Origin of the sequence: Marinobacter vulgaris (assembly GCF_003344045.1) — a bacterium.
GTDB classification, from domain to species: domain Bacteria; phylum Pseudomonadota; class Gammaproteobacteria; order Pseudomonadales; family Oleiphilaceae; genus Marinobacter; species Marinobacter vulgaris.
This window is the reverse complement of the sequence record NZ_QFWX01000005.1, coordinates 396,342-418,527: the sequence shown is the minus strand read 5'-3', so window position 1 is coordinate 418,527 and position 22,186 is coordinate 396,342. Positions and strand designations below refer to the sequence as shown.

The following is a 22,186-nucleotide window of genomic DNA, read 5'->3' as shown; positions in this document are numbered from 1 at the left end:
CAATGCAGCAGAGCTGGCCTATTGGAAAGCTCAAAAGACGGTGGCCTAAAACACTTGACCACTACATGGCTTCTCAACTTTGTCCTTTACGTACGCAAGGTTGTCGCCATCCTTGAGCACCAATTCGTACCAGGTAAACTGACGGCTCGCGGTATTGGTATGGGACCAGGCCAGATTCGCGTTGAAGTTGATCAGTGGAATAGCTGTACCCAAAAGCCCGGCGCCATGAACATTAAGATACCCCGGCACTGTCATCTGCACCTCGTAAAGGCGGCGATGTCCTGTGTAGGGGAAATGCGGATTTGCCAGGAGGGCGCCACGCCCCTGCTCGGTCATGGATTTACCTAGCCCCCAGGCGTTGCTGGCAAGACCGGTGCCAGCGAAGTTGGTGTCCGATTTCGCCCCTGCCCGGGCAGTTGCCACGATGTCTTCAAGGAGCTTATCCACTCCCTCCGCATTGCTAACCGAACCTACAGCACGTGGTGCAGGGCTCTGGCCGGGAGGAACCGCCAGAAATACAGCGCCAGTCGCGAATAACGCCCCACTGGCGTACTGCCCCACCAGCCGATAATAGGCCAGAAGATCAGCAGGTGTAATCACTTTCACCCATTCCTGATCCCTGCATTCCTCGGGCAGGTCGCTCGGGTCCGTCTCCCTCACGTAACGATTGAATCCTTCAGTGAAGCCCTCAGTCAGTGCACGGCTTTCGTTAGTCAGTGCCGCAAACTCGGCTTCAGCACCACTGTGAATTTTTTGCGCCTTGTAGCTGAAATCATTGACGATGTTGAGTCCCACACCAAATTGAGTGTCCGGACCTGGGCCAAAATATTTCGCCCTTTCGCTTCTGGCCTTAACAATCGCTTCCGCCAATACACATACATTATCCTGGGCCTGCGCATAACCATGCCCGAACGCCGCCGAAGCAAGATTAGCCGCCTTGATATGGGGAACCCCGTTCGTCGTTCTCCTTATGATGGCCTTATATTTATCGTTTGGTGGGGAGAGCCGTTTCTTCATTGCACCTTTGAGAACTGCCCTCTCCGAAACTCTGCTCTCGGACACGTCGCCCTCGGAAGCTGAAGAGCCGCTACTGTACAAACACCCCGCGATCAAAAAGCTGCTGGCCAGCGTCACCCCAGCCGCTTTCAATGCGCCTTTATTGGCATTCTTGAAAGGTTTAGGAAGTAATTTCATAGTCCTTTATCCATTGTCCATCGTCCATTGTGATCTTGAGAGTGAGCCAGAGGACTCACTCTCAAAAATTAGCAGAGAAACCCATAAACCGATACGAGCTAATTCTGCATTCATCTCCTATTCGGGTGGCAATGCGATTGATTGTCAGAATGAGTATTTTAAGGCGAAGTGAAGCAGAACAACGCTAAAGATCGCCGTTATCCGCGCCCAGCCTGCGCCCCGCATAGTGAGTCTCACATGGCGTTGCACTGAACTTGATCGGGTGTCCGATCTGCTTCTGAAACCCGCCATCTCCTTTGGCCACCTCAATTACCATGTCCCGTGCTTTCATCTGCGGATGATCAGCAGCCTCGGTAATCGTCAACACCGGTTCAACGCAGGCATCCAGGCCTGCAAAAACCTCCTCCCATTGCTTCAGGGTTTTTTGGGCGAACGCCGCTTTCAGGGCCTCACGGATGGTTTGCTGATGCTCGGGGTTCTGGCTCAGCGCAAAGCTTTTCATCTCGGGAATGTCCAGGGCATCGCATAACCGGCCCGAGAATTGTGGCTCAAGGCTGCCAACCGATATCCAGCGATCATCGCTGGTCTGGTAGTAGTCGTAGAAAGTGCCGCCGTTGAGCATGGAGCTTTCCTGCTTCTGTTCCTGACCACCGGCCAATGCCGCGGCTCCGGCCATGCCGTTCAGAGCGAAGGCGGCGTCGGTCATGCTGATGTCGATGTACTGCCCTTCCCCGGTCTGCTGCCGGTGAATGACGGCCGCCAGGACACCCATTACGGCGTGGTGAGAGCCGCCTGCCACGTCCGCTATCTGGATTCCCATCGGTGGCGGCCCGCTCTCCTTGCGGCCGCAGTGGCTGGACACACCCGCCAGCGACAGGTAGTTGATATCGTGACCGGCACGGTCTTTGTACGGGCCGGTCTGGCCGTAGCCGGTGATAGCGCAGTAGATAAGGTCCGGGTTGATGGCTTTCAGGGTGTCGTAACCGATGCCCAGTCTGTCCATCACGCCCGGGCGAAACTGTTCGATCACAACGTCGTGCTCCTTCACCAGTCGCTTGATGACGTCCGCACTGCCTTCTTTTTTCAGGTCCAGGCTCAGCGACCGCTTGCCGCGGTTGAGGAACGTGTGGGCGGTGCTTACGCCGTCTTCCAGCGGGGGCATGACACGGGTCAGGTCCAGGCGATCAGGGGCTTCCACGCGCAATACGTCAGCCCCCATATCCGCCAGCAGCATGGTGGCGTAGGGGCCAGGCAGCAGCGTGCTGAAATCCAGTACCTTGAGTTGGCTTAAAGGGCCGGGCATGTATCACTCCTTTTGTTCCTGTTGTTGGTGCCGATCGATGCTGCCCTTTTTCCCTGGCCGGGCCAACTGCCGGTTCCGTCATTCCAACTGACCATTTCTTCCATCCGGCGGACGGCGCAATGGTTGCATTGTACCCGGGGGGTTTTATGATGGGCCTCATTCAAATCAGGATAAAGGATGACATGTCGGAACTCACCGTTTCCAGACACTTCGTGGAAGCCGCATTGACCGGTCCTGAGAGGGCGGGTTTCGATGCCCGGGCCCTGCTCGGGGAAGCCGGTATTTCACCGGACCTGCTGAGGATCGAGATGGCGCGGGTCAGCAGCACCCAGTACAGCCGGCTGCTGCAGGCCATCTGGAATGTGATGGAAGATGAGTTCATGGGGCTGGGGCCAAGACGGTGCCGCACCGGCACTTTTGCCACCATGTGTGCCCTGGTTATCGACTGCCCCAACCTCGAGGCGGTATACCGTCAGGCATTCGAGTTCTGCCGCCTGTTTGAGCCCATGGTGGCCATGAAGCTGGAGGTGGATGAGAAGGTTGCAAGGCTGGTCACGGTGATCGAGGGCGACATTCAGGACCCGATGTATTTCTTCCGGGAGAGCATCCTGGTGATCTGGCACCGGCTTGGCAGCTGGCTGATCGGGCAACCGGTAGATCTGCTCAAAGCAGAGTTCAGCTACCCGCGACCGCCCCACGGCGACGAGTACCGGCACATCTTCCATTGCCCGCTGTCGTTTGACGCCAGTGAAACCGCCCTGACGTTCGACAAGCGTTTTCTCCAAGCGCCGGTCATCCGCGATAAACCTGAAATGCGCCAGTTTCTGAAAACCTCGCCGGCCGATCTGCTATCGAGGCCGGACGAGAGCAACACCTTTACCGGCCGCATCCGGGCGCTGATTGGCCGGGATTTTACCCGTTCCCTGCCCGATTTCGAGTGGATTGCTGCGGAGCTCCATACCAGCCCCCAGACCCTGCGCCGGCGGCTGAAGCAGGAAAATACGTCGTTCCAGGAGATCAAGGATCTGCTCAGGCGGGATATGGCCATCTACTACCTGTCACGGCCGGATCTGCCCATCAATGACATCGCATTCCGGGTGGGCTTCACCGAGCCGTCCACCTTTCATCGTGCCTTCAAGAAGTGGACAGGCGTCACTCCGGGCGCTTATCGCGATGGCGAACGGGGTCAGCTGCGGGGCTGATCCACACCCTGCATGGTTTTTATCAGGCGGCCGAGTGTGCGGGCGATTTCCTGGGCCCGTTCGCGATCCTGGCTCAGTTTCATCAGCCGCGAGCCGTCCCTGGGGTCGTAGATCCAGCAGCTGTCGGTGGCGCTCTCGCAATTCCACTCGACCTGAGGATTCACACCGAACACACCCAGTGATTCCGCGGTTCTCACCACGCGGCCACTGTCCTCGCGACGGGCCTCCTGAATGCTGATCAGATCGTTGCGCCGGTCAAGCTTGTACGCAATGTCGGCGGGCTGATCGAGTCGCACGATGCGCTGGTCTTCCCGCCAGCCGGCTCCTTCCAGAAGGGTATTGGCGTGAATCACCAGGGCTTCTGCATCCGAATCCGCCAGGTACAGCTGCTTGAGCTGTTCCACGGTCTCGGTACCGGCCGGCTCGATAATCGCAACAGGTTCACTGGCGTTCTGACCACTCTGACTGGCCCGGGCGCCTTCCTGTTTGCGGGTTTTTTCCACGCGGGTGATCAGCTTCAATGCGTCGTTATAGTAGTCGCCCTCGGCCCCCGCCTCGCTGACGTATTTTTCCAGTGCCGCTCGCGACTCGTTGAAGTGGCCCGACTCCAGCATCACGCGGCCGCGATAGTAGAAATAATCCGCGGGTTTTTCCCCTTCCAGTTGCTGAAGACGGTTCAGATACTCCCCGGCTTCACCCCAGTTCTCAGCGGCAACGGCCTCTTCAGTGGCCAGCATCAGGCGGCGAATTTCATGTTCGGGCTCCAGTGCACTGACATGGCCCGCCATCAGCAGCAGCGCCACCACAAGGCCGCAAACAGAACTGCGCCCGGCTCGGATTACTCTCACCATGTTATCTACTCCCTCTGGTTGTCTCGGGCGTCATCGTCTTCGGCATCCACTTCCGCCTGATCCAAAATCGTTTTTGGAAGTTCTTTTTTAACACGAACCCCCAGCTCCACAAAGCGATTGGCCTGGGATATGAGATTTCCCCGGCCACGGGTCAGGGTATTCATTGCTGAATCATAGCTGCCCTGGGCAGTATGCAACTGGCTGCCAAGCTTCTCCATGGCCTCCACAAACACCCGCAATTTGTCATAAACCGCACTGGCCCTGTCTGCAATCCGCCGCGCGTTCTGGCTCTGGCGCTCGTACCGCCAGATGTTCTCGATGGTGCGTAATGTGGCCAGCAGGGTGGTTGGTGTCACCACAATAATCTTTCGCTCAAAGGCTTCTGCGAATAGGTTCTCGTCCTGCTGAAAAGCGGCTACAAATGCCGGCTCGATGGGCATGAAAAGAAAGACGAAGTCGGGCGAATGTATGCCGTGAAGCTGGCTGTAGTCCTTTTCACTCAACGTGCGGATATGATTGCGCACAGCTTCTACGTGTTGCCTGAGCGCTTCTTCGCGGGCAGTGTCGTCTTCTTCCGTTGCCCACTGCTGATAGGCCAGCAGAGAGACTTTCGAGTCCACCACCAGGTTGCGCCTGTCGGGCAGGTGAACAATCACATCCGGCCGCAGCAGCTGGTTGTCGCCGTCTCGGTAGCTGCCCTGGGTCTCGTACTCAATGCCCTTGCGCAGGCCGGAGCGTTCCAGCACCCGCTCCAGAATCAGCTCGCCCCAGTTGCCCTGGATTTTCTTGTCGCCCTTCAGAGCCTTGGTGAGGTTGGAAGCCTCTTCGGTAATCTGGCGATTCAGTTCCTGAAGGGACTTGATCTCGCTTCTCAGGGCCTGGCGGTCACGGGTTTCGCTGGTATAGACGTCTTCCACCCGCTTGCGGAAATCCTGCAACTGGTCCCGGAACGGGTTCAACAGGGTATCGATGCTGGTGCGGGTCTGCTGGCTGAAGCGTTCACTTTTCTGCTCGAAAATACGATTGGCAAGGTTCTCGAATTCCTGTTTCAGGGCTTCGCGATTGCGCTCCAGCAGCTCCAGCTTTTCCGTGGTCGCCCGGCGCTCTTTGTCGAGAGTGACTTCCTGTTCCCTCAAAGCGACCTTGGCATCGCCAAGCTCCCTGGCCAGTCCATCAGCACGGCGCTGCTGCGAGACTCTTTCCGCTTCCAGCTGCTCGATGCGTTCCAACCTGGACCGGCTTTCAGACTCCAGACCGGCCACCTGGTTGTCCAGCACTGCGGCGCGCTGACGCCAGCTTTCGGCAGCGCGACCACCCTTCACCCCCCAGAATGCCAACAGGCAGAAGACCAGGACGAGCATTACCGCAAACACCATGATCTCCGGTTGATTCTGCAAGACAGCGACAACGGCCTCGGGCACCCTGATCTCCTTGACTGATTTCTCGAAAATGACACTTTAACGACAGTTTACCGCATTAGCAGACCGTTTTTGCGCGATGCCGCACCGGATAGGTCTCGTTATACCCCGGGGCAATTCGCAACCTGGCAGGATTCGATCCACCCATAATGCCGCCGTTAATGATCTGTAAACGTGCTCGGCAGTTATGTTGTTGTATACTTGCCTATTGTGACTGATTTGACTGCCCAACAGGGCAACGACGTTAATTGCGGCATTCTTTATGACGGTATTCCGGGATTCGGGAATTCACGCCGCGGCTTCAGAGGTTTCGGATGTTTTTTATGCGCTCGGATTTTGGAAAGATTACGACGGCCACAATTGTTCTGTTGCTGTTGGCGGGCTGCACGGCAGATCGCTACTTCATGGTCGAGAAAAACGACCTTGAGACCCTGAGCACCTCGCTCGAGAGCCAGAGTGAGCAGATTTCCAGACTTGGAAACCGTGCAGAGGAGACCGTCGAGACGCTGACCCGCCTGAATGAGAAATCCACCAATACCATCCTGCAGGCCATCACCGAACAGGTGGAAAAGCCCGCCTGTCCGCCTGCGCCGGAAGAGCCGGTATGTACCATCGCCGACACCAGCAGCGATGGCAGAGCCGACAGGCTTGATGGCAAGGTCATCGTCGGCAAGGTTGAAAAATTCTACCTGGTCGGGACCGGGCTCGTTTATGACGCCCGCATCGACAGCGGGGCAGAGACTTCGTCACTGGATGCCCGAAACATTACCCGCTTTGAACGGGACGGCAGTAACTGGGTCCGGTTCGACGTTCCGGTGCCGGGTGCCGATGGGCTTGAAACCCTCGAGCGGGAGATTTCCCGCCGGGTGAAAATCATCCAGTCCAGCACAGATGAATCGGAGCGACGGGTGGTGGTGGAATTGCAGTTCATGATTGGTAACCATCGCCAACAGGCGGAATTTACCCTGACAGACCGCGAGCACCTGTCCCACAGAGTCCTGGTCGGGCGCAATATACTGAGAGATGTCATGCTGGTTGATGTTGGCAAGGAATTCGCCACAGAGCTTCCCGATGATCTCCCCGAGGAAGACAGCGGGGATAAATCTTGACCTCGCGCTCCCGCATACCCTTCTACTTTGCCATTCTCCTGTTGATCGCTGCCGGAGTCTCCATCGCTGTCTGGCGCCATGTGGAGCTCAGGATTCCCTGGTTTACCGGCGAACAGCAACCGGTGTGGATGGTAGAGGCCCGTGTTGATTTCACAGGCACCGGCGAGCCGGTGCTTGCCAGCATGAATATTCCCGATCAGCCCCCGGGCTTCCGGATTATTTCCGAACAGGCTGCATCACCGGGCTATGGTTTTTCCATCGTGGAGGATTCCGGCGAACGCCGGGCCGAGTGGTCAAAACGCGATGTCAGCGGCGCACAGACCCTTTACTTTAAGGTCCAGCTGGTTCCCGACGAGCAGATAAAGCCAGACAAACCCCGGCAGCGCCCGAAACCTGAGCCCGCATTCTGGGAGGAACCCCAGGCAACCGCCGTGGAAGAATTGCTTCAACAGGCCGCTGCCAGGTCGAGCACACCGGAGAGCATGACTCGGGAGCTGATCAAGCTGCTGCAGCCGGACGGCAATGCACAGAATACAACCCTGCTGGTGGCCAATGACAATTACATCAACCTGTTGAACCGGATGCTTAACCACGCCGGCATTCCCGCGCGCACTGCGGATGGACTGGCCCTGGAAGACGCACGGCGCCGGCAACAACTGCGCCCGTTCCTGCAAATCTACGATGGCGACAAATGGCTGACCTTTAACCCCCGCACCGCCGAGCAGGGTCTGCCGGAAAACGTGCTGCTGTGGCGCCAGGCTGCCACGTCCCTGCTGGATGTGGTGGGGGGTGACGACTCCGAGGTGAGCTTCTCCATGCTGAGGCAAACCGTGCCCGCATTACAGCTGGCCCAGGCCCAGTCCGCCGAGAATGGCCTGGGTTTTCTGAGCCTTTACCAGCTGCCCATCGAAGAGCAGGGCATGTTCAGGATGCTTCTTCTGCTGCCACTGGGCGCCCTTGTTGTGGCTTTTATGCGTATTGTTGTCGGCATCAGAACCTCCGGCACCTTTATGCCGATACTGATTGCTGTGGCCTTTGTACAGACCACGCTGATTCCGGGACTCATTGCCTTTCTGTCCGTGGTGGCCATCGGCCTGCTGATGCGCGGCTACCTGTCGAGCCTGAACCTGCTTCTGGTATCGCGAATATCCGCGCTCATTATTCTGGTGATCTTTATCACCGCAGGGCTCAGCATTGCCGGCTACCAGATGGGCTTCAACACCGGCATGACGGTGACCTTCTTTCCCATGGTAATCATCGCCTGGACCATCGAGCGCATGTCCATACTCTGGGAGGAGGAAGGTGCCCGTGAAGTATTTGTCCAGGGCGCGGGCAGCCTGTTCGTGGCGGTGTGCGCTTTTCTGCTGATGAGCGCTCCCCTGGCAGAGCATCTGACGTTCAATTTCCCTGAGTTGCACCTTGTGGTGCTGGGGCTGATCCTGCTGATGGGGCAATATACCGGCTACAAACTGTCTGAGCTTCGTCGCTTCCATCCCATGAAGGCCTACGACTGATGGGCTGGATCTCGCCCTTCAAGCTCAATCAGCTGGGGATGCTGAACATGAACCGGCGCAATGTGGACTACATTGCCCGGTATAACAGCCGCGCCTCCTACCCGCTGGTGGACAACAAGCTCAAAACCAAGCTGGTGGTCGCCGAATATGATGTCCGCACACCCCGGCTGCTTCAGGTAGTGAGGCAGCAGCACGAGATCCCCCATTTCCGGGAAATGGCCGAGGACCTCACGGGCTTTGCCATCAAACCTGCCAAGGGATCAGGCGGCAAAGGCATTACCGTGGTGACGGGGCGCGACGGCGACGAATACATCAAGGCCTCAGGGGCACGCGTCCCCTCAGCCTATCTTGAGCGGCATCTGTCCAACATTCTTGCCGGTCTTTATTCACTGGCCGGCACGCCGGACGTGGCCGTGGTTGAAAACCTCGTGGAGTCCATCCCGGGGCTGGCCAAATACTCTTTTCAGGGTGTGCCGGACATCCGGATCGTGGTTTTTCAGGGTTACCCGGTGATGGCGATGCTGAGACTGGCCACCAAGGCTTCAGATGGCAAGGCGAACCTTCATCAGGGCGCTGTTGGCGTGGGCCTCAACATTGCCAACGGCCATGGCCTGAATGCGGTACAGTTCAACCGCCCTATCACATTACATCCGGACACCGGCCTGGCACTGGAAAATATCGTTATTGAGGACTGGCAGGAAATGCTGGTGATGGCCTCCCGGTGCTACGAGGCCACTGGCCTCGGGTACATGGGAGTTGATCTGGTAGTCGATGTTAACGAAGGACCACTGCTGCTTGAGCTGAATGCCCGTCCCGGTCTTGCAATCCAGATGGCTAATGGCCGTGGCCTGCTGCCGCGTCTGCGGCAGATTGAAGCCATCCGCAAGCCACACTTCACACCTGAAGAGCGGGCAGCCTTCGCAATGGAAACCTTTACCTCCAGACGTTGATCGGCAAATTCCAGGCACAAAAAAACCGGGGCCGTGGCCCCGGTTTTTCAGTCCAGTGCTGCAATCAGAGCTTGCCCTCGGCAAGCAACAGTTTGCGCTCATGGGACAGGCCCTTCAGCAGCCCCCAGGTCATTACCAGTAGCACCGCCGTAAAAGGCAGGCCTGCGGTTATCGCAACCGCCTGGATCGCACCCAGGGCATCTTCACCGCCACCGAAGATCAGTGCCGCGGCAATCGCACCTTCCATAACCACCCAGAACACACGCTGAGCGGTGGGCGCATCGGTTTTGCCGCCGGCGGTGATGCTGTCAACAACCAGCGAACCGGAATCCGAAGAGGTCACAAAGAACACCAGAACCAGAATGATGCCAATGAAAGAACTGATGCCAACGAACGGAAGGTTGGCGAGCATCTGGAACGACGCCAGGGGAACATCTGTCAGACCATCTTCGGCCAGGGCGCCGATGCCTTGCTGGATCTGCTCCAGGGCAGCGCCACCAAATGCACTCATCCAGACCACGGTGATTACCGTCGGAACAATCAATACCGCGGTGACAAACTCACGTACCGTGCGTCCGCGGGAAACCCGGGCGATAAACATACCGACGAACGGTGACCAGGAGATCCACCATGCCCAGTAGAACACGGTCCAGCCGTGGAACCAGGCCTCGTCATCGCGGCCGAACGGGTTGCTCAGCTGCACGACATTACCCACGTAGCTGGAGGAAGTGATCCAGATGGTCTCGACAATGGTCATGGTCGGGCCGGCAAAAATGATAAAAAACAGCAGAAGTGCCGCCAGCGACATGTTGATGTTACTCAGGAGTTTCACGCCACCGTCCAGGCCTCGCAGTACCGAGATCAGAGCCGCTGCCGTTACGCCGGTAATAATTGCCATCTGCACGTTGATACCGGACGAGATCCCGAACAGGTAGTCCAGACCAGCGGCCGCCTGCTGGGCACCGAAACCAAGAGACGTGGCAAGGCCGAATATTGTCGCCACGACCGCCAGGGTATCGATGATGTGTCCCGGCCAACCCCAGACACGATCCTTAAGCAAAGGGAAGAAGGCTGAGCGGATGGTCAGTGGCATGTTCTTGTTGTAGGCAAAGAACGCCAGCGACAGGGCTACAATCGCGTAGATGGCCCAGGGGTGCAGGCCCCAGTGATACATGGTGGCACCCATGGCCAGCCTCGCAGCCTCCGGGGTGTTGGCTTCGACGCCCAGAGGCGTTTCATACCAGCCGGTGTAGTAGGCCACCGGTTCGGCAACGGCCCAGAACATGAGGCCGATACCCATACCTGCGGCAAACAGCATGGCGAACCAGGACGCCGTCGAGAAATCCGGTTTTGCGTCCATACCGCCAATGCGGATTTTACCCATCGGCAAAAATATCAGGGCAAGAGCAACCACCACAAAAATATTGGCACTGAGCAGAAAGAACCAGTCAAATTGTGCGATTGTCCACCATTTCGCGCCGTCCAGAAGCTCTTTCGCTTCTCCCGGGAACATCAGCGTACCTATAACGAACGCTACTACCAGTGCCGCCGTGATCGGAAATACCGGCGCGTGCAGGTCGAGACCGTATTTCTGGATATTATCCTGGCCTGCGACGTAATCCGTCGAGTATTCGTCTTTTACCGCGTCGCCCACGTGTTGAGCCTCCTGTTTGAGTAAAGCTTTTAAATATTCAGGTGCGAATATTAAAAGTTCGCCATCTTATTGCTTTGAGTTCAAAACATCAAAGGCTGGATGCCCCTCGAGTCTTCCGGAAACTTTAGGCCAATCCTTCTGGCAAGATGTCTTTTTCATGAAAAAAGGCACCATACTGTCGGGGCATCCAGCAGTATAGCGCCTTCTGGGGTGAAACCCGGCTTCGGGCTTTTTTACTTATCAGAGCTTACCCTCCGCCAGGAGCAGTTTGCGCTCATGGGTCAGGCCTTTCAGCAGACCCCAGGTCATCACCAGCAGGATCGCGGTAAATGGCAGACCGGCCGATATCGCAACCGCCTGTATCGCGCCCAGTGCGTCCTCGCCACCGCCAAATATCATTGCAGCGGCGATCGCACCTTCCATGACCACCCAGAATACGCGCTGAGCAGTCGGCGCATCGGTTTTACCGCCGGCGGTGATGCTGTCGACAACCAGCGAGCCGGAGTCGGACGAGGTTACGAAGAAAACAAGCACCAATATGATACCCACGAAGGATGTAATCCCGACGAGCGGCAGGTTGGAGAGCATCTGGAACGAGGCCAGGGAAACGTCGGTCAGGCCATCTTCGGCCAGGGCGCCAATGCCCTCCTGGACCTGTTCCAGGGCAGCGCCACCGAAGGCACTCATCCAGACCACGGTAATGACGGTGGGAACAAGCAGGACCGCGGTGACAAACTCACGAACCGTGCGGCCGCGGGACACCCGGGCGATAAACATACCGACGAACGGGGACCAGGAAATCCACCAGGCCCAGTAGAACACGGTCCAGCCGTGGAACCAGGTCTCATCTTCGCGCCCGAACGGGTTGCTCAACGCCAGGCCATTAGATACATAACTGGACGAGGTAATCCAGATCGTCTCGAGGATGGTCATCGTAGGGCCGGCAAAAATAATGAAGAACATCAGAATGGCTGCCAGTGCCATATTGATGTTACTGAGGACTTTTACGCCGCCGTCCAGGCCCCTCAGAACCGAGACCAGAGCCGCTGCCGTCACACCGGTAATGATCGCCATCTGTACATTGACAGTGGCCGAGATGCCAAACAGGTAATCCAGCCCTGATGCGGCCTGCTGGGCGCCGAAACCCAACGAGGCGGCAAGCCCGAAAATGGTTGCAAACACCGCCATGGTATCGATGACGTGGCCCGGCCAGCCCCAAACCCGATCTTTAAGCAGTGGAAAGAAAGCGGAGCGGATCGTCAGCGGCATACTCTTGTTGTAGGCGAAAAATGCCAGTGAAAGCGCCACCAGCGAGTAGACGGCCCAGGGATGCAGGCCCCAGTGGTACATGGTGGCACCCATGGCGAGCCTGGCCGCTTCCGGGGTTTCTGCCTCAACCCCCAGCGGTGTTTCGTACCAGCCAGTATAATAGGCCACCGGTTCCGCCACCGCCCAGAACATCAGGCCGATACCCATACCTGCGGCAAACAGCATTGCGAACCAGGATAGTGTCGAGAAATCCGGCGTGGCGTCGACACCGCCGATGCGGATCTTGCCTATGGGCAGGAAAATCAGCGATAAAGCAACGATCACCATGATGTTGGCGCTGATCAGAAAAAACCAGTCAAACTGGCCCAGTATCCACCATTTTGCCCCGTCAAGAATTTCTTTAGCTTCCGACGGAAAGATCAGGGTACCTATAACGAAAGTAAGCACCAGTACGGCCGTAATCGGGAATACTGGCGCATGCAGGTCCAGACCAAACTTTTGAATATTATCCTGGCCTGCAACGTAATCCGTTGAGTATTCGTCTTTTACAACGTCGCCCACGTTTGAGCCTCCTGTTCGAGTAAGCTGGCTTGGTTCGGATGCAAACGTTACAAGTTCGCCATACTATTGCTTTGAACTCAAAACATCAAAGACCGACATGTTTACGCCCTGAAAACAAGCTTAGACCAATATTCGGGGATGCAGAGAAAACCAGCTGAACCGATTTCAGGCCGTGACACCCAAGGCCCGATTAAATGCTGGTAACATTTATCGCACTGTCGCTCAACGCCCAGAGGATTCAATGGCAAAAACACGAACCATTCCCTTCCGTTACACCGTCTACGCCCTGAGCGTGGCAGGCTTGCTGCTGTCCCTTCTGGGCAGCGTCTCACTGAAGGGCTGGTTCATTGCCCTGCCTTTCGTTTTTGGCGCTCTGACGATATTGGGCACCTGGGACCTGCTTCAGCGCAAGCGCACCGTCAGCCGAAATTATCCGATCCTCGCGCATTTTCGCTATTTCCTTGAATCCATCGGCCCCGAAATACGGCAGTACTTTATCCAGTCCGACACAGACGAACGCCCGTTCTCGAGGGAACAGCGAACTATTGTCTACCAGCGGGCCAAGAACATTCTCGACAAGCGCCCTTTTGGCTCCCAACTGGGTATGTATGACGAAGGTTTCGAGTGGATCAATCATTCCCTCAGGCCGGTGGAGCTGACCGATTCCGACTTTCGCATCGTGATTGGCAAACACTGCCCCAAGCCCTACAACGCCAGCGTCTTCAACATCTCTGCCATGAGTTTTGGCTCCCTTTCCGGCAATGCCATACTGAGCCTGAACACCGGTGCGAAAATGGGCGGGTTCTATCACGATAGCGGTGAGGGTTCTATCTCCCGCTATCACCGGGAACCCGGAGGTGATCTGGTGTGGGAAATCGGGTCTGGCTACTTTGGCTGCCGGCACCCGGACGGCACTTTCAATGAGGAGATGTTTGTCCGGAATGCCGCGCCAGATCAGGTCAAGATGATAGAGGTCAAACTTTCTCAGGGCGCGAAACCGGGGCACGGCGGCATACTGCCCGGAGAAAAGGTAACACCTGAAATTGCCCAGGCCCGAGGGGTGGAGCCCGGTGAAGATGTGGTCTCTCCCGCCAGCCACTCAGCGTTCTTAACCCCCACGGAACTGCTTGAGTTCCTGGATCACCTGCGCGAGCTATCCGGTGGCAAGCCCGTCGGCTTCAAGCTGGCCATAGGCCATCCCTGGGAGTGGTTCGCCATCGTCAAGGCAATGCTTGAAACTGGCAAAAAGCCGGATTTTATTGTGGTTGATGGCGGCGAGGGAGGAACCGGCGCGGCTCCCCTGGAGTTCATCAACCGACTGGGTACGCCCATGAGAGAGGCCCTGTTACTGGTGCATAACACGCTGGTGGGAACGAATTTACGGGAAGACATCGCCATCGGCGCTGCCGGCAAAATCACCTCCGCTTTCAATGTCGCCAGAACCTTGGCCCTGGGCGCCGACTGGTGTAACGCGGCGCGCGGTTACATGTTTGCCCTGGGCTGCATTCAGGCACTGAACTGCCACACCGGTAAATGCCCCAGCGGCGTCGCAACCCAGGATCCGAGGCGCAGTAATAAGCTGGACGTAGAGGACAAAAGCCAGCGGGTATACAACTACCACCGGAACACCCTGGATGCGTTGATGAATCTGCTCGCCGCCTCTGGCCTGAAGCATCCTTCCGAGCTGGGGCCGGAGCATATCATCCGCCGCACCTCCCGCACCGAAGTCCACTCCTACATGGAACTGTTTCCATTCCTTGAGCCTGGCGCGCTGTTCAAAGGTGAAACCGGCCAGCAGGTGTTCGACAAATATTGGCCCGCGACCACCGCGAACAGCTTCGAGCCCCCGGAATTCATTCGCAAATTACGCGACACCAAGCTTCAGTAGAAATACCCAGGGAATTCGCGAAAGGTTGTTTATTTTTTGCAGAGGCTGGTGTAGACTTCGCTCCCGCTAAGCCACTGAGATTTATCCCAAGTTTCTCTGGCCAATAGCAGTATCGGGGCGTAGCGCAGCTTGGTAGCGCACTTGCATGGGGTGCAAGGGGTCGTAGGTTCAAATCCTACCGTCCCGACCAGAATTCCCTACAACAAAGCCCGGGCCGGAAGGTCCGGGCTTTGTTGTTTTCAGTCAGTCAGAAAATTCCTGTTATTCGCGGTTTTTTCGATCACAACCTCTTCGGTTCGATCCTTGAGACTGACACCGGAGATCTTCAGCCGCCTGGCCCCGCGCATCAGGTAGAGAAGGCGCTGACTCGCTTGCTCAAAAGCCAGCCCCGCAGGCCGAATATTCGAGATGCAGTTGCGGCGGGCGTCGTTCAATCCACTCTCAGGGCCCCAGGTAAGATAGATCCCCAGGCTGTCAGGCGAGCTGAGACCGGGCCGCTCACCGATCATGACAACCACCACACTGGCCCCCAGACGCTGTCCGATTTCATCACCCACGGCAACCCTCCCCTGCTCCACAATTGACAGCGGCGCGAGCCGCCAGCCTCCGCAATCCTGCTCCAAGTCCTGCAGAAATTGCCTGACCATGGGCACGGCGTTGTTCTGGACGGCCGAGGATGAAAGGCCATCGACAATCACAATGGCGACAACGGTCCTGGCCTGGTCGCTGACCTGGAGCCCGGCGAGGCGTCGCACTGACTCCCGGGACAGAGCCCGTCCGAGATCCGGACGTTGCAGGTAGGTCTGCCGGTCGTCTGCCTGACTTCGAAGCAACACAGGGGACTCGGCCGGCAATGCCAGGGCCGATTCCTGCAGGTCGCCAACCAGCCGCTTCACGTCCAGAGGGAAGTGCACGGCGTCCCTGGCCTGAGCGTGAGCAAGCTGGAACCTGAGGAGCTCGTGAGTGGGCAGGCTGATACCGGCGCGGCCCAGGCCGATTCTGGCGTCGGTGAACTGGCGCAAGACCCGCCAGGCATTATCGGTTACGGGGATGTTCTGCTCACTCATTGGCCCGCGCCTCCCCCGGTCAGTCGTTTCAGCGATCCCTTGAACAGGTCCGGCAGTTTCCGGCTGGGCGTGTAGCTATTTGCGTTCTCGAAAATCTGCATCTGAATCAGCCAGTCCTCGAATTCCGGCGCCGGCCTGAGATCGAGAACACGCCTTGCATAGAGTGCGTCGTGGAAGGAGGTGGTCTGGTAATTCAGCATGATGTCGTCGGAACCCGGAATCCCCATGATGAATGTGCAACCGGCGACCCCCAACAGGGTGAGGAGGTTATCCATGTCATTCTGGTCGGCTTCGGCATGGTTGGTGTAACAGATGTCACACCCCATGGGCAGGCCCAGCAACTTCCCGCAAAAGTGGTCTTCCAGTCCTGCACGGATGATTTCTTTGCCGTCAAACAGGTATTCCGGACCAATAAAGCCCACCACCGTGTTAACCAGCAGCGGATCGAAATGCCGGGCCACCGCATAGGCTCTGGCCTCACAGGTCTGCTGGTCGATGCCGTGGTGGGCGTTGGCAGACAGGGCACTACCCTGTCCCGTCTCGAAATACATCACGTTGTTGCCGACAGTCCCCCTCTTCAGGGACAGGGCCGCATCTTGCGCCTCCCTGAGTGTCGCAAGGTTGAAGCCGAAGCTGCTGTTGGTGGCTTCGGTCCCTCCGACAGACTGGAAAACAAGATCGGTGGGGGCGCCCTGCTCTATGGCTTCAAGGGTATTGGTCACATGGGTAAGCACGCAGGACTGGGTGGGAATATTGTATTTCTGGATGACGTCATCCAGCAGCGTCATCAACCTGATGGCCTGACTGACATTGTCCGTTGCCGGGTTGATACCGATAACCGCATCGCCATTTCCATAGAGCAGACCATCCAGAATGCTCGCAGCGATGCCGGTAATGTCATCGGTCGGGTGGTTTGGCTGAAGGCGGGTGGAAAGATGGCCAGGCAGGCCGATGGTGTTCCGGAACGCCGTTGTCACGCGGCACTTCCTGGCGACCAGTATGAGGTCCTGGTTACGCATCAGTTTGCTGACAGCGGCAACCATTTCCGGTGTCAGGCCGCTGCGAAGCAGCTCCAGGGTTGCCGAAGTGGCATCGTCGCTCAACAACCAGTTGCGGAAGTCACCCACGGTGAGGTGGGCTACCGGCGCAAAGGCTTCCGCATCGTGTGAATCCAGGATGAGGCGGGTCACCTCATCCTTTTCGTAGGGAACCAGCGCCTCGCAAAGAAACTCCCGAAGGGGCATCTCGGCAAGGCGCATTTGAGCAACCACACGCTCTTCCGCCGATTGCGCCATGATGCCGGCCAGCCTGTCACCGGAACGGGCCGTCGTTGCCTTTGCCAGCAGGTCCGCCAGGCTTCTGAACTGCCAGGTACGTGCTCCCAGGGTGAACGAGTACTTGTAATCCATTGGCTTTCCCGCCCCTTGCAAGGGTCAGACAGATAACAGGCAAACCACTACACCAGGCAACCTTGCCCCGGCCTTTTACGACTAGCCGAAGTGGAAGAAGGCCAGTTTGTTGCCATCGGGATCGCGAACGTAGGCGCCATAAAACTGGTCCGGTATGCGTTGACCGGGCTCTCCGTCGCTGGTGGCACCCAACTCAATCGCACGGTGATAATGTGCATCAACCGCTTCTTTTGAGCCAGGGGGAATGGCAAACATATTACCGTTACCACAGTTGGCGTCCAGCCCGTCTGCCGGTGTACAAACCGCCAGCATCGGTGATTTCATGTCCTTGCCGATAAACGCGATGCGGCCAAGATCCAGCAGCTCTTTTGCACCAAGGTCGCCCAGCAGGTCCAGGTAAAACTTCTTGGCTTTCTCCATATCCTTCACGCCAATTGTTACGTAACCGATCATATTGCTTTGCTCCTGTTTGAGAGTATATACGGATAGCTATACGAGCCACCGGGTGAAAACAGCCACCGGTTTACGGACATTCCCCGCAATTAACGTGGTGCTTTAACAAAAAAACCGAAGGCGAACCTTCGGTTTTCGATGTCTGATGCGGACGTTCACTTTGCCGGCGCGTTGAGTACATCCAGGACTTCCTCGAGCTCTGTGATCATCTGCCGGATGAGCTGCTTGTACTGGGAGGTATCGTCTTTCACCTCATGGCTGCTGAGCTTTTGTTTGGCCCCGCCGATGGTGTAGCCCTGGTCATAGAGCAGGCTTCTGATCTGGCGAATGGTGATAACGTCGGCACGCTGGTAATAGCGGCGGTTACCACGGCGTTTGACGGGCGAGAGCTGCGGAAACTCCTGCTCCCAATACCTGAGGACGTGTGCCTTCACCGCGCAGAGTTCGGCAACTTCACCTATGGTGAAGTAGCGCTTACCCGGTATCGTAGGTAACTCGTTGTTATGACTGGGTTCCAACATACGCTTCTACTTTCTGTTTTAGTTTTTGTCCTGGGCGAAACGTAACCACACGTCGTGCACTGATGGGAATTTCCTCACCAGTTTTCGGGTTCCGTCCCGGCCTCTGCTTCTTGTCACGCAAGTCAAAGTTGCCGAATCCCGACAACTTTACCTGTTCATTATGGCTGAGAGCGCCTCTGATTTCGTCGAAAAAAGCTTCCACCATCTCCTTGGCTTCACGTTTGTTGAGACCCAATTCCTCGTACAAGCGCTCCGCCATTTCCGCTTTCGTCAAAGCCGCCATCTGTTAACTCCTCAGTGTTGCCCCCAACTCTTCCCTCAGTGCCTCGATAACACCGTTGAAGAGCGAATGCACCTCTTCTTCATTTAGTGTGCGTTCGGGATGCTGCCAGAACAGGCTCAGGGCGAGGCTGCGATTACCTTCACCCAGGCTTTCACCTTCATAGACATCAAACGCACGCAAAGCCGTGAGGTAACCGCCGGCGTGCTTTTTCGCCACGCGTTCGACGTCTGCAAACCCCACATCGCTTCCGATAATAATAGCCAAATCGCGCCGAACTTCAGGGAATTTTGAAATATCTTTGAAATTAGGCACATATCCGGAAACGATCGAATTCAAGAATAGCTCAAACATCAGAATCGTGCCATTAAGTTCCAGTTTTTTCTGAACTTGTGGGTGCAACGTGCCCAGCCAGCCTACATGTTCTCCGGCACGCATTAATTCAGCCGTCTGGCCCGGATGCAAGGCCGGATGCTGGCCGGGAAGGAACCGGACTTCAATGCCCAACAGGCGGAACAGGCTCTCCAGTTCTCCTTTGACATCAAAGAAGTCGGCGTTCCGGCGGCCATTTGCCCAGTTTTCAGGCAGCTGGTTACCCACAACCACGCCGGCGAGCATCGGCTGCTGATCAATCCTGTCGCCTTCCTTCACAAACCGGAGGCCGGTTTCGAACAGGCGAATCCGTGGTTGCTGGCGATTCTGATTATAGGCAACCGTTTTCAGCAGCCCGCTCCAGAGACTGGTGCGCATGACTGACAGATCCGAGGAAATGGGATTTGCCAGGGCAATGCCTTCCCGCTCGGGATCAATCAGGCCCTGGACCTTCGGGTCCACGAAACTGTAAGTAATAGCCTCCTGATAACCACAGGCCACGAAATAGTTCTGGATCGCTGAAACCGGGCGAATCGCCTCTTCCTGGGCTCTCAGGCCCAGCGCTCCGGTCGGCTCAGTGACCGGCAGGTTGTTATAGCCGTAAATCCGGCCGATTTCTTCAATCAGATCCTCTTCGATACTGATGTCCGGGCGAAAGCTGGGTACGTGCACACGCCAGCCGTCCTTCAGCAGCTTGTCGATATGTAAGCCAAGGCGAGTCAGGATTTCTTCCAGCGTTGTCCGGTTAATTTCCAGGCCCAACACATCCGCGACGCGCTTCTCGCGAAGGTCAACCGTTCGATCCTCCGGCAGATGCTGCTTGCTGACCACCTCGACAATAGCACCGGGCTCACCGCCAACGATGGACATCAGCAGTGCAGTGGCGCGCTCCATGGCGTCGCGGGCAAGCTCATAGTCCACTCCCCGCTCGAAGCGGTGTGAGGCGTCGGTATGAAGTCCGTAATGGCGGGCCTTGCCGGCCAGGGTAATCGGGTCGAAGTAAGCTGCTTCCAGAATCAGGTCGCGGGTTTTTTCGCTGACACCGGAATGCTCACCGCCCATGACGCCTGCGATGGCAATCGGCTTGGCATGATCCGCTATAACCAGCGTGTCCCCGGTCAGCTCCACTTCCTGACCGTCCAGCAACACCAGTTTTTCGCCCGGATTCGCCATACGCACCACAATGCCACCGTCGATCTCATAACGATCAAAGGCATGAAGCGGCTGGCCCAGCTCGAGCATGACGTAGTTGGTGACATCCACGGCCGCATCAATGGAACGAATACCGGAGCGGCGCAGTTTTTCCTGCATCCAGAGCGGCGATTCAACGGTAAGGTCCACGTTGCGCAGAATCCGCCCCAGGTAGCGGGGGCAGCCTTTCGGCGCCTTGACGATGATTTCCGGAACTTCCGAATGCGCCGCTTCCACAGGGCCAATTTCGGGACCTTCAAACACCAGACTGTTCAGCGCACCGACTTCACGGGCAATGCCTTTGATAGAGAGACAATCACTGCGATTGGGCGTCAGATCCACATCAATGGCGACATCGTTCAGCTTGAGAAATTCGCCCAGCTCCTGGCCCACCGGTGCATCACCAGGCAGTTCCATCAGACCGTCGTGGCTTTCTGACAGCCCCAGTTCCGCCTCCGAGCACAGCATACCCTCGGATGACTGCCCGCGGAGCTTCGCCTTCTTGATCCTGAAATCACCGGGCAACACCGCGCCCACAACGGCAAAGGGCACCTTGAGACCATCCCGCACATTAGGCGCGCCACAAACCACCTGTACCGTCTGCTTGCCATCACTAACCTGACAGACCCTGAGCTTGTCCGCATCCGGATGGGGCGCCACGGAAACCACTTCACCCACCACAATGCCACTGAACTTGCCGGCCACCGGCTCAAACCCGTCAACTTCCAGACCCGCCATGGTGATCTGGTCCATCAATGCCTGGGTATCGTTTGCCGGATTGACCCATTCCCGTAGCCACTGCTCACTGAATTTCATGGTATCTGCCTTGTCCTGATGCGGTTTTGCCTGTTAATTCGATTGCCCGGATAACGCGTTCAGCGGAACTGCCGCAAGAAGCGGAGGTCGTTCTCGAAGAACATGCGCAGGTCGTTCACGCCATAGCGAAGCATGGCCAGGCGCTCAACCCCGAGACCAAACGCAAAGCCCCGGTATTCCTCGGCGTCAATACCGCAATGTTCGAATACCTTGGGGTGGACCATGCCGCAGCCCATTACTTCCAGCCACTTGATGCTGCCATCTTCTTCGCGGCCCCACTCGATATCCACTTCTGCGGAAGGTTCTGTAAACGGAAAGTAGGAAGGGCGAAAGCGCACTTCCAGATCCCGCTCGAAGAAAACCCTCAGGAATTCCTCAACAGTGCTCTTCAAATCGGCGAAGCTGACGTTTTTCTCAACCAGCAGCCCTTCCACCTGGTGGAACATGGGGGTGTGGGTCATGTCCGAGTCACAGCGGTAAACGCGCCCGGGGCAGATCATGCGAAAAGGTGGCTTACCATCTTCCATAGTGCGGATCTGTACCGGCGAGGTGTGGGTTCGCAGTAGCGTGCCCGGATTGAAATAGAAGGTGTCGTGCATGGCGCGAGCGGGGTGGTGGCCGGGAATATTCAGGGCTTCGAAGTTGTGATAATCGTCCTCGATTTCAGGGCCCTGTTCCACGGTGTAGCCGGCGCGGGAGAAAAACTGTTCAATGCGTTGCAGGGTGCGAGTCACCGGGTGGAGCCCGCCCAGTTCCTGGCCACGACCCGGAAGAGTCACATCAATGGATTCACTGGCCAGCTTCTGCTCAATGGCAGCCCGTTCCAGATCCGTACGGCGGGCGTTGATTGCCTCTTCCACCTGTCCCTTGGCTTCGTTAATCTTCTGGCCGGCAGCCGGACGCTCTTCCGCGGACAGCTTGCCCAGCGTCTTCGCCTGTTGGGTGATAACACCCTTTTTGCCAAGATATTCAACACGAATCTGATCCAGTGCCTGCAAACTGTCGGCACTTTCAACCGCCGCCAGGCCGTCCTGAACGAGTTGATCCAGGTTTTCCATTGACCCTGCTCCAATCCAGAAATGGAATCGTTCCAAACAAAAATAGGGGAAGAGCGCGCCCTTCCCCTATCAGAAGGCGTCCCCATGAAACCATGGCGACGCCTGA

At 57.1% G+C, this 22,186-nt stretch carries 18 protein-coding genes and 1 tRNA gene; 6 read left to right on the top strand and 13 right to left on the bottom strand.

Features of this window, described 5'->3' with window-relative positions; all coding sequences use genetic code 11:
• Window positions 1-45: 45 nt before the first annotated feature.
• Both DIT71_RS13320 and DIT71_RS13315 read right to left on the bottom strand, forming a co-directional pair.
• Entirely contained in the window at window positions 46-1,194 is a 1,149-nt protein-coding gene (locus DIT71_RS13320) for a penicillin acylase family protein (RefSeq protein ID WP_114613699.1), read from the bottom strand.
• Window positions 1,195-1,378: 184 nt separating this feature from the next.
• Window positions 1,379-2,497, bottom strand: a complete 1,119-nt coding sequence (locus tag DIT71_RS13315; RefSeq protein ID WP_114613698.1) for a CaiB/BaiF CoA transferase family protein — start codon at window positions 2,495-2,497, stop codon at window positions 1,379-1,381.
• Window positions 2,498-2,679: 182 nt separating this feature from the next.
• Between DIT71_RS13315 and DIT71_RS13310 the strand changes: the two genes are divergently transcribed.
• Window positions 2,680-3,699: an AraC family transcriptional regulator gene (locus tag DIT71_RS13310; protein ID WP_114613729.1), complete on the top strand. Its 1,020-nt coding sequence runs from the start codon at window positions 2,680-2,682 to the stop codon at window positions 3,697-3,699.
• On the opposite strand, the gene DIT71_RS13305 is transcribed toward DIT71_RS13310, so the two are convergent.
• The gene (locus DIT71_RS13305; RefSeq protein ID WP_114613697.1) at window positions 3,684-4,550 is read right to left on the bottom strand and encodes a hypothetical protein; all 867 of its coding nucleotides are present in this window, start codon (window positions 4,548-4,550) and stop codon (window positions 3,684-3,686) included. The genes DIT71_RS13310 and DIT71_RS13305 overlap by 16 nt on opposite strands.
• 5 nt (window positions 4,551-4,555) lie before the next feature.
• Window positions 4,556-5,911 (bottom strand): DNA recombination protein RmuC, encoded by a 1,356-nt coding sequence (rmuC, locus tag DIT71_RS13300; RefSeq protein ID WP_244312015.1) that lies wholly within the window; start codon window positions 5,909-5,911, stop codon window positions 4,556-4,558.
• Between the two features lie 380 nt (window positions 5,912-6,291).
• Here rmuC and DIT71_RS13295 point away from each other — a divergent pair, with 380 nt between their 5' ends.
• Genes DIT71_RS13295 through DIT71_RS13285 form a run of 3 tightly spaced genes read left to right on the top strand, consistent with a single transcriptional unit; the run spans window position 6,292 to window position 9,541 of the window.
• Entirely contained in the window at window positions 6,292-7,077 is a 786-nt protein-coding gene (locus tag DIT71_RS13295; RefSeq protein WP_227538102.1) for an ATP-dependent zinc protease family protein, read from the top strand.
• Window positions 7,074-8,591, top strand: a complete 1,518-nt coding sequence (locus tag DIT71_RS13290; protein ID WP_114613695.1) for an inactive transglutaminase family protein — start codon at window positions 7,074-7,076, stop codon at window positions 8,589-8,591. Before DIT71_RS13295 ends, DIT71_RS13290 begins: the two co-directional genes overlap by 4 nt.
• Complete coding sequence (locus DIT71_RS13285) at window positions 8,591-9,541, top strand: alpha-L-glutamate ligase-like protein (RefSeq protein ID WP_114613694.1); 951 nt, start codon at window positions 8,591-8,593, stop codon at window positions 9,539-9,541. Before DIT71_RS13290 ends, DIT71_RS13285 begins: the two co-directional genes overlap by 1 nt.
• Window positions 9,542-9,605: 64 nt before the next feature.
• On the opposite strand, the gene DIT71_RS13280 is transcribed toward DIT71_RS13285, so the two are convergent.
• Both DIT71_RS13280 and DIT71_RS13275 read right to left on the bottom strand, forming a co-directional pair.
• Window positions 9,606-11,195: a BCCT family transporter gene (locus DIT71_RS13280; RefSeq protein WP_114613693.1), complete on the bottom strand. Its 1,590-nt coding sequence runs from the start codon at window positions 11,193-11,195 to the stop codon at window positions 9,606-9,608.
• Between the two features lie 240 nt (window positions 11,196-11,435).
• Window positions 11,436-13,025: a BCCT family transporter gene (locus DIT71_RS13275; RefSeq protein ID WP_114613692.1), complete on the bottom strand. Its 1,590-nt coding sequence runs from the start codon at window positions 13,023-13,025 to the stop codon at window positions 11,436-11,438.
• A 241-nt stretch (window positions 13,026-13,266) separates the two neighbouring features.
• Here DIT71_RS13275 and DIT71_RS13270 point away from each other — a divergent pair, with 241 nt between their 5' ends.
• Complete coding sequence (locus tag DIT71_RS13270) at window positions 13,267-14,913, top strand: FMN-binding glutamate synthase family protein (RefSeq protein WP_114613691.1); 1,647 nt, start codon at window positions 13,267-13,269, stop codon at window positions 14,911-14,913.
• A gap of 113 nt (window positions 14,914-15,026) precedes the next feature.
• Window positions 15,027-15,103, top strand: a tRNA-Pro gene (locus tag DIT71_RS13265).
• Between the two features lie 49 nt (window positions 15,104-15,152).
• Here the strand turns inward: DIT71_RS13265 and eutC are convergent.
• The 7 genes from eutC to pheS form a co-directional block, all read right to left on the bottom strand.
• The gene (eutC, locus tag DIT71_RS13260; protein WP_114613690.1) at window positions 15,153-15,980 is read right to left on the bottom strand and encodes an ethanolamine ammonia-lyase subunit EutC; all 828 of its coding nucleotides are present in this window, start codon (window positions 15,978-15,980) and stop codon (window positions 15,153-15,155) included.
• A complete protein-coding gene (locus DIT71_RS13255; protein WP_114613689.1) occupies window positions 15,977-17,389 on the bottom strand; it encodes an ethanolamine ammonia-lyase subunit EutB in 1,413 nt (470 codons plus the stop codon). Before DIT71_RS13255 ends, eutC begins: the two co-directional genes overlap by 4 nt.
• Before the next feature lie 81 nt (window positions 17,390-17,470).
• A complete protein-coding gene (locus DIT71_RS13250; protein ID WP_114613688.1) occupies window positions 17,471-17,842 on the bottom strand; it encodes a VOC family protein in 372 nt (123 codons plus the stop codon).
• Window positions 17,843-17,997: 155 nt separating this feature from the next.
• The gene (locus DIT71_RS13245; RefSeq protein WP_114613687.1) at window positions 17,998-18,363 is read right to left on the bottom strand and encodes a MerR family transcriptional regulator; all 366 of its coding nucleotides are present in this window, start codon (window positions 18,361-18,363) and stop codon (window positions 17,998-18,000) included.
• Window positions 18,344-18,646: an integration host factor subunit alpha gene (gene ihfA, locus DIT71_RS13240; RefSeq protein ID WP_071264800.1), complete on the bottom strand. Its 303-nt coding sequence runs from the start codon at window positions 18,644-18,646 to the stop codon at window positions 18,344-18,346. Before ihfA ends, DIT71_RS13245 begins: the two co-directional genes overlap by 20 nt.
• A 3-nt stretch (window positions 18,647-18,649) precedes the next feature.
• Window positions 18,650-21,022: a phenylalanine--tRNA ligase subunit beta gene (gene pheT, locus DIT71_RS13235; protein WP_114613686.1), complete on the bottom strand. Its 2,373-nt coding sequence runs from the start codon at window positions 21,020-21,022 to the stop codon at window positions 18,650-18,652.
• 59 nt (window positions 21,023-21,081) lie between these two features.
• Window positions 21,082-22,080, bottom strand: coding sequence for a phenylalanine--tRNA ligase subunit alpha (gene pheS / locus DIT71_RS13230; RefSeq protein ID WP_114613685.1), 999 nt, complete (start codon window positions 22,078-22,080; stop codon window positions 21,082-21,084).
• Window positions 22,081-22,186: the final 106 nt, after the last annotated feature.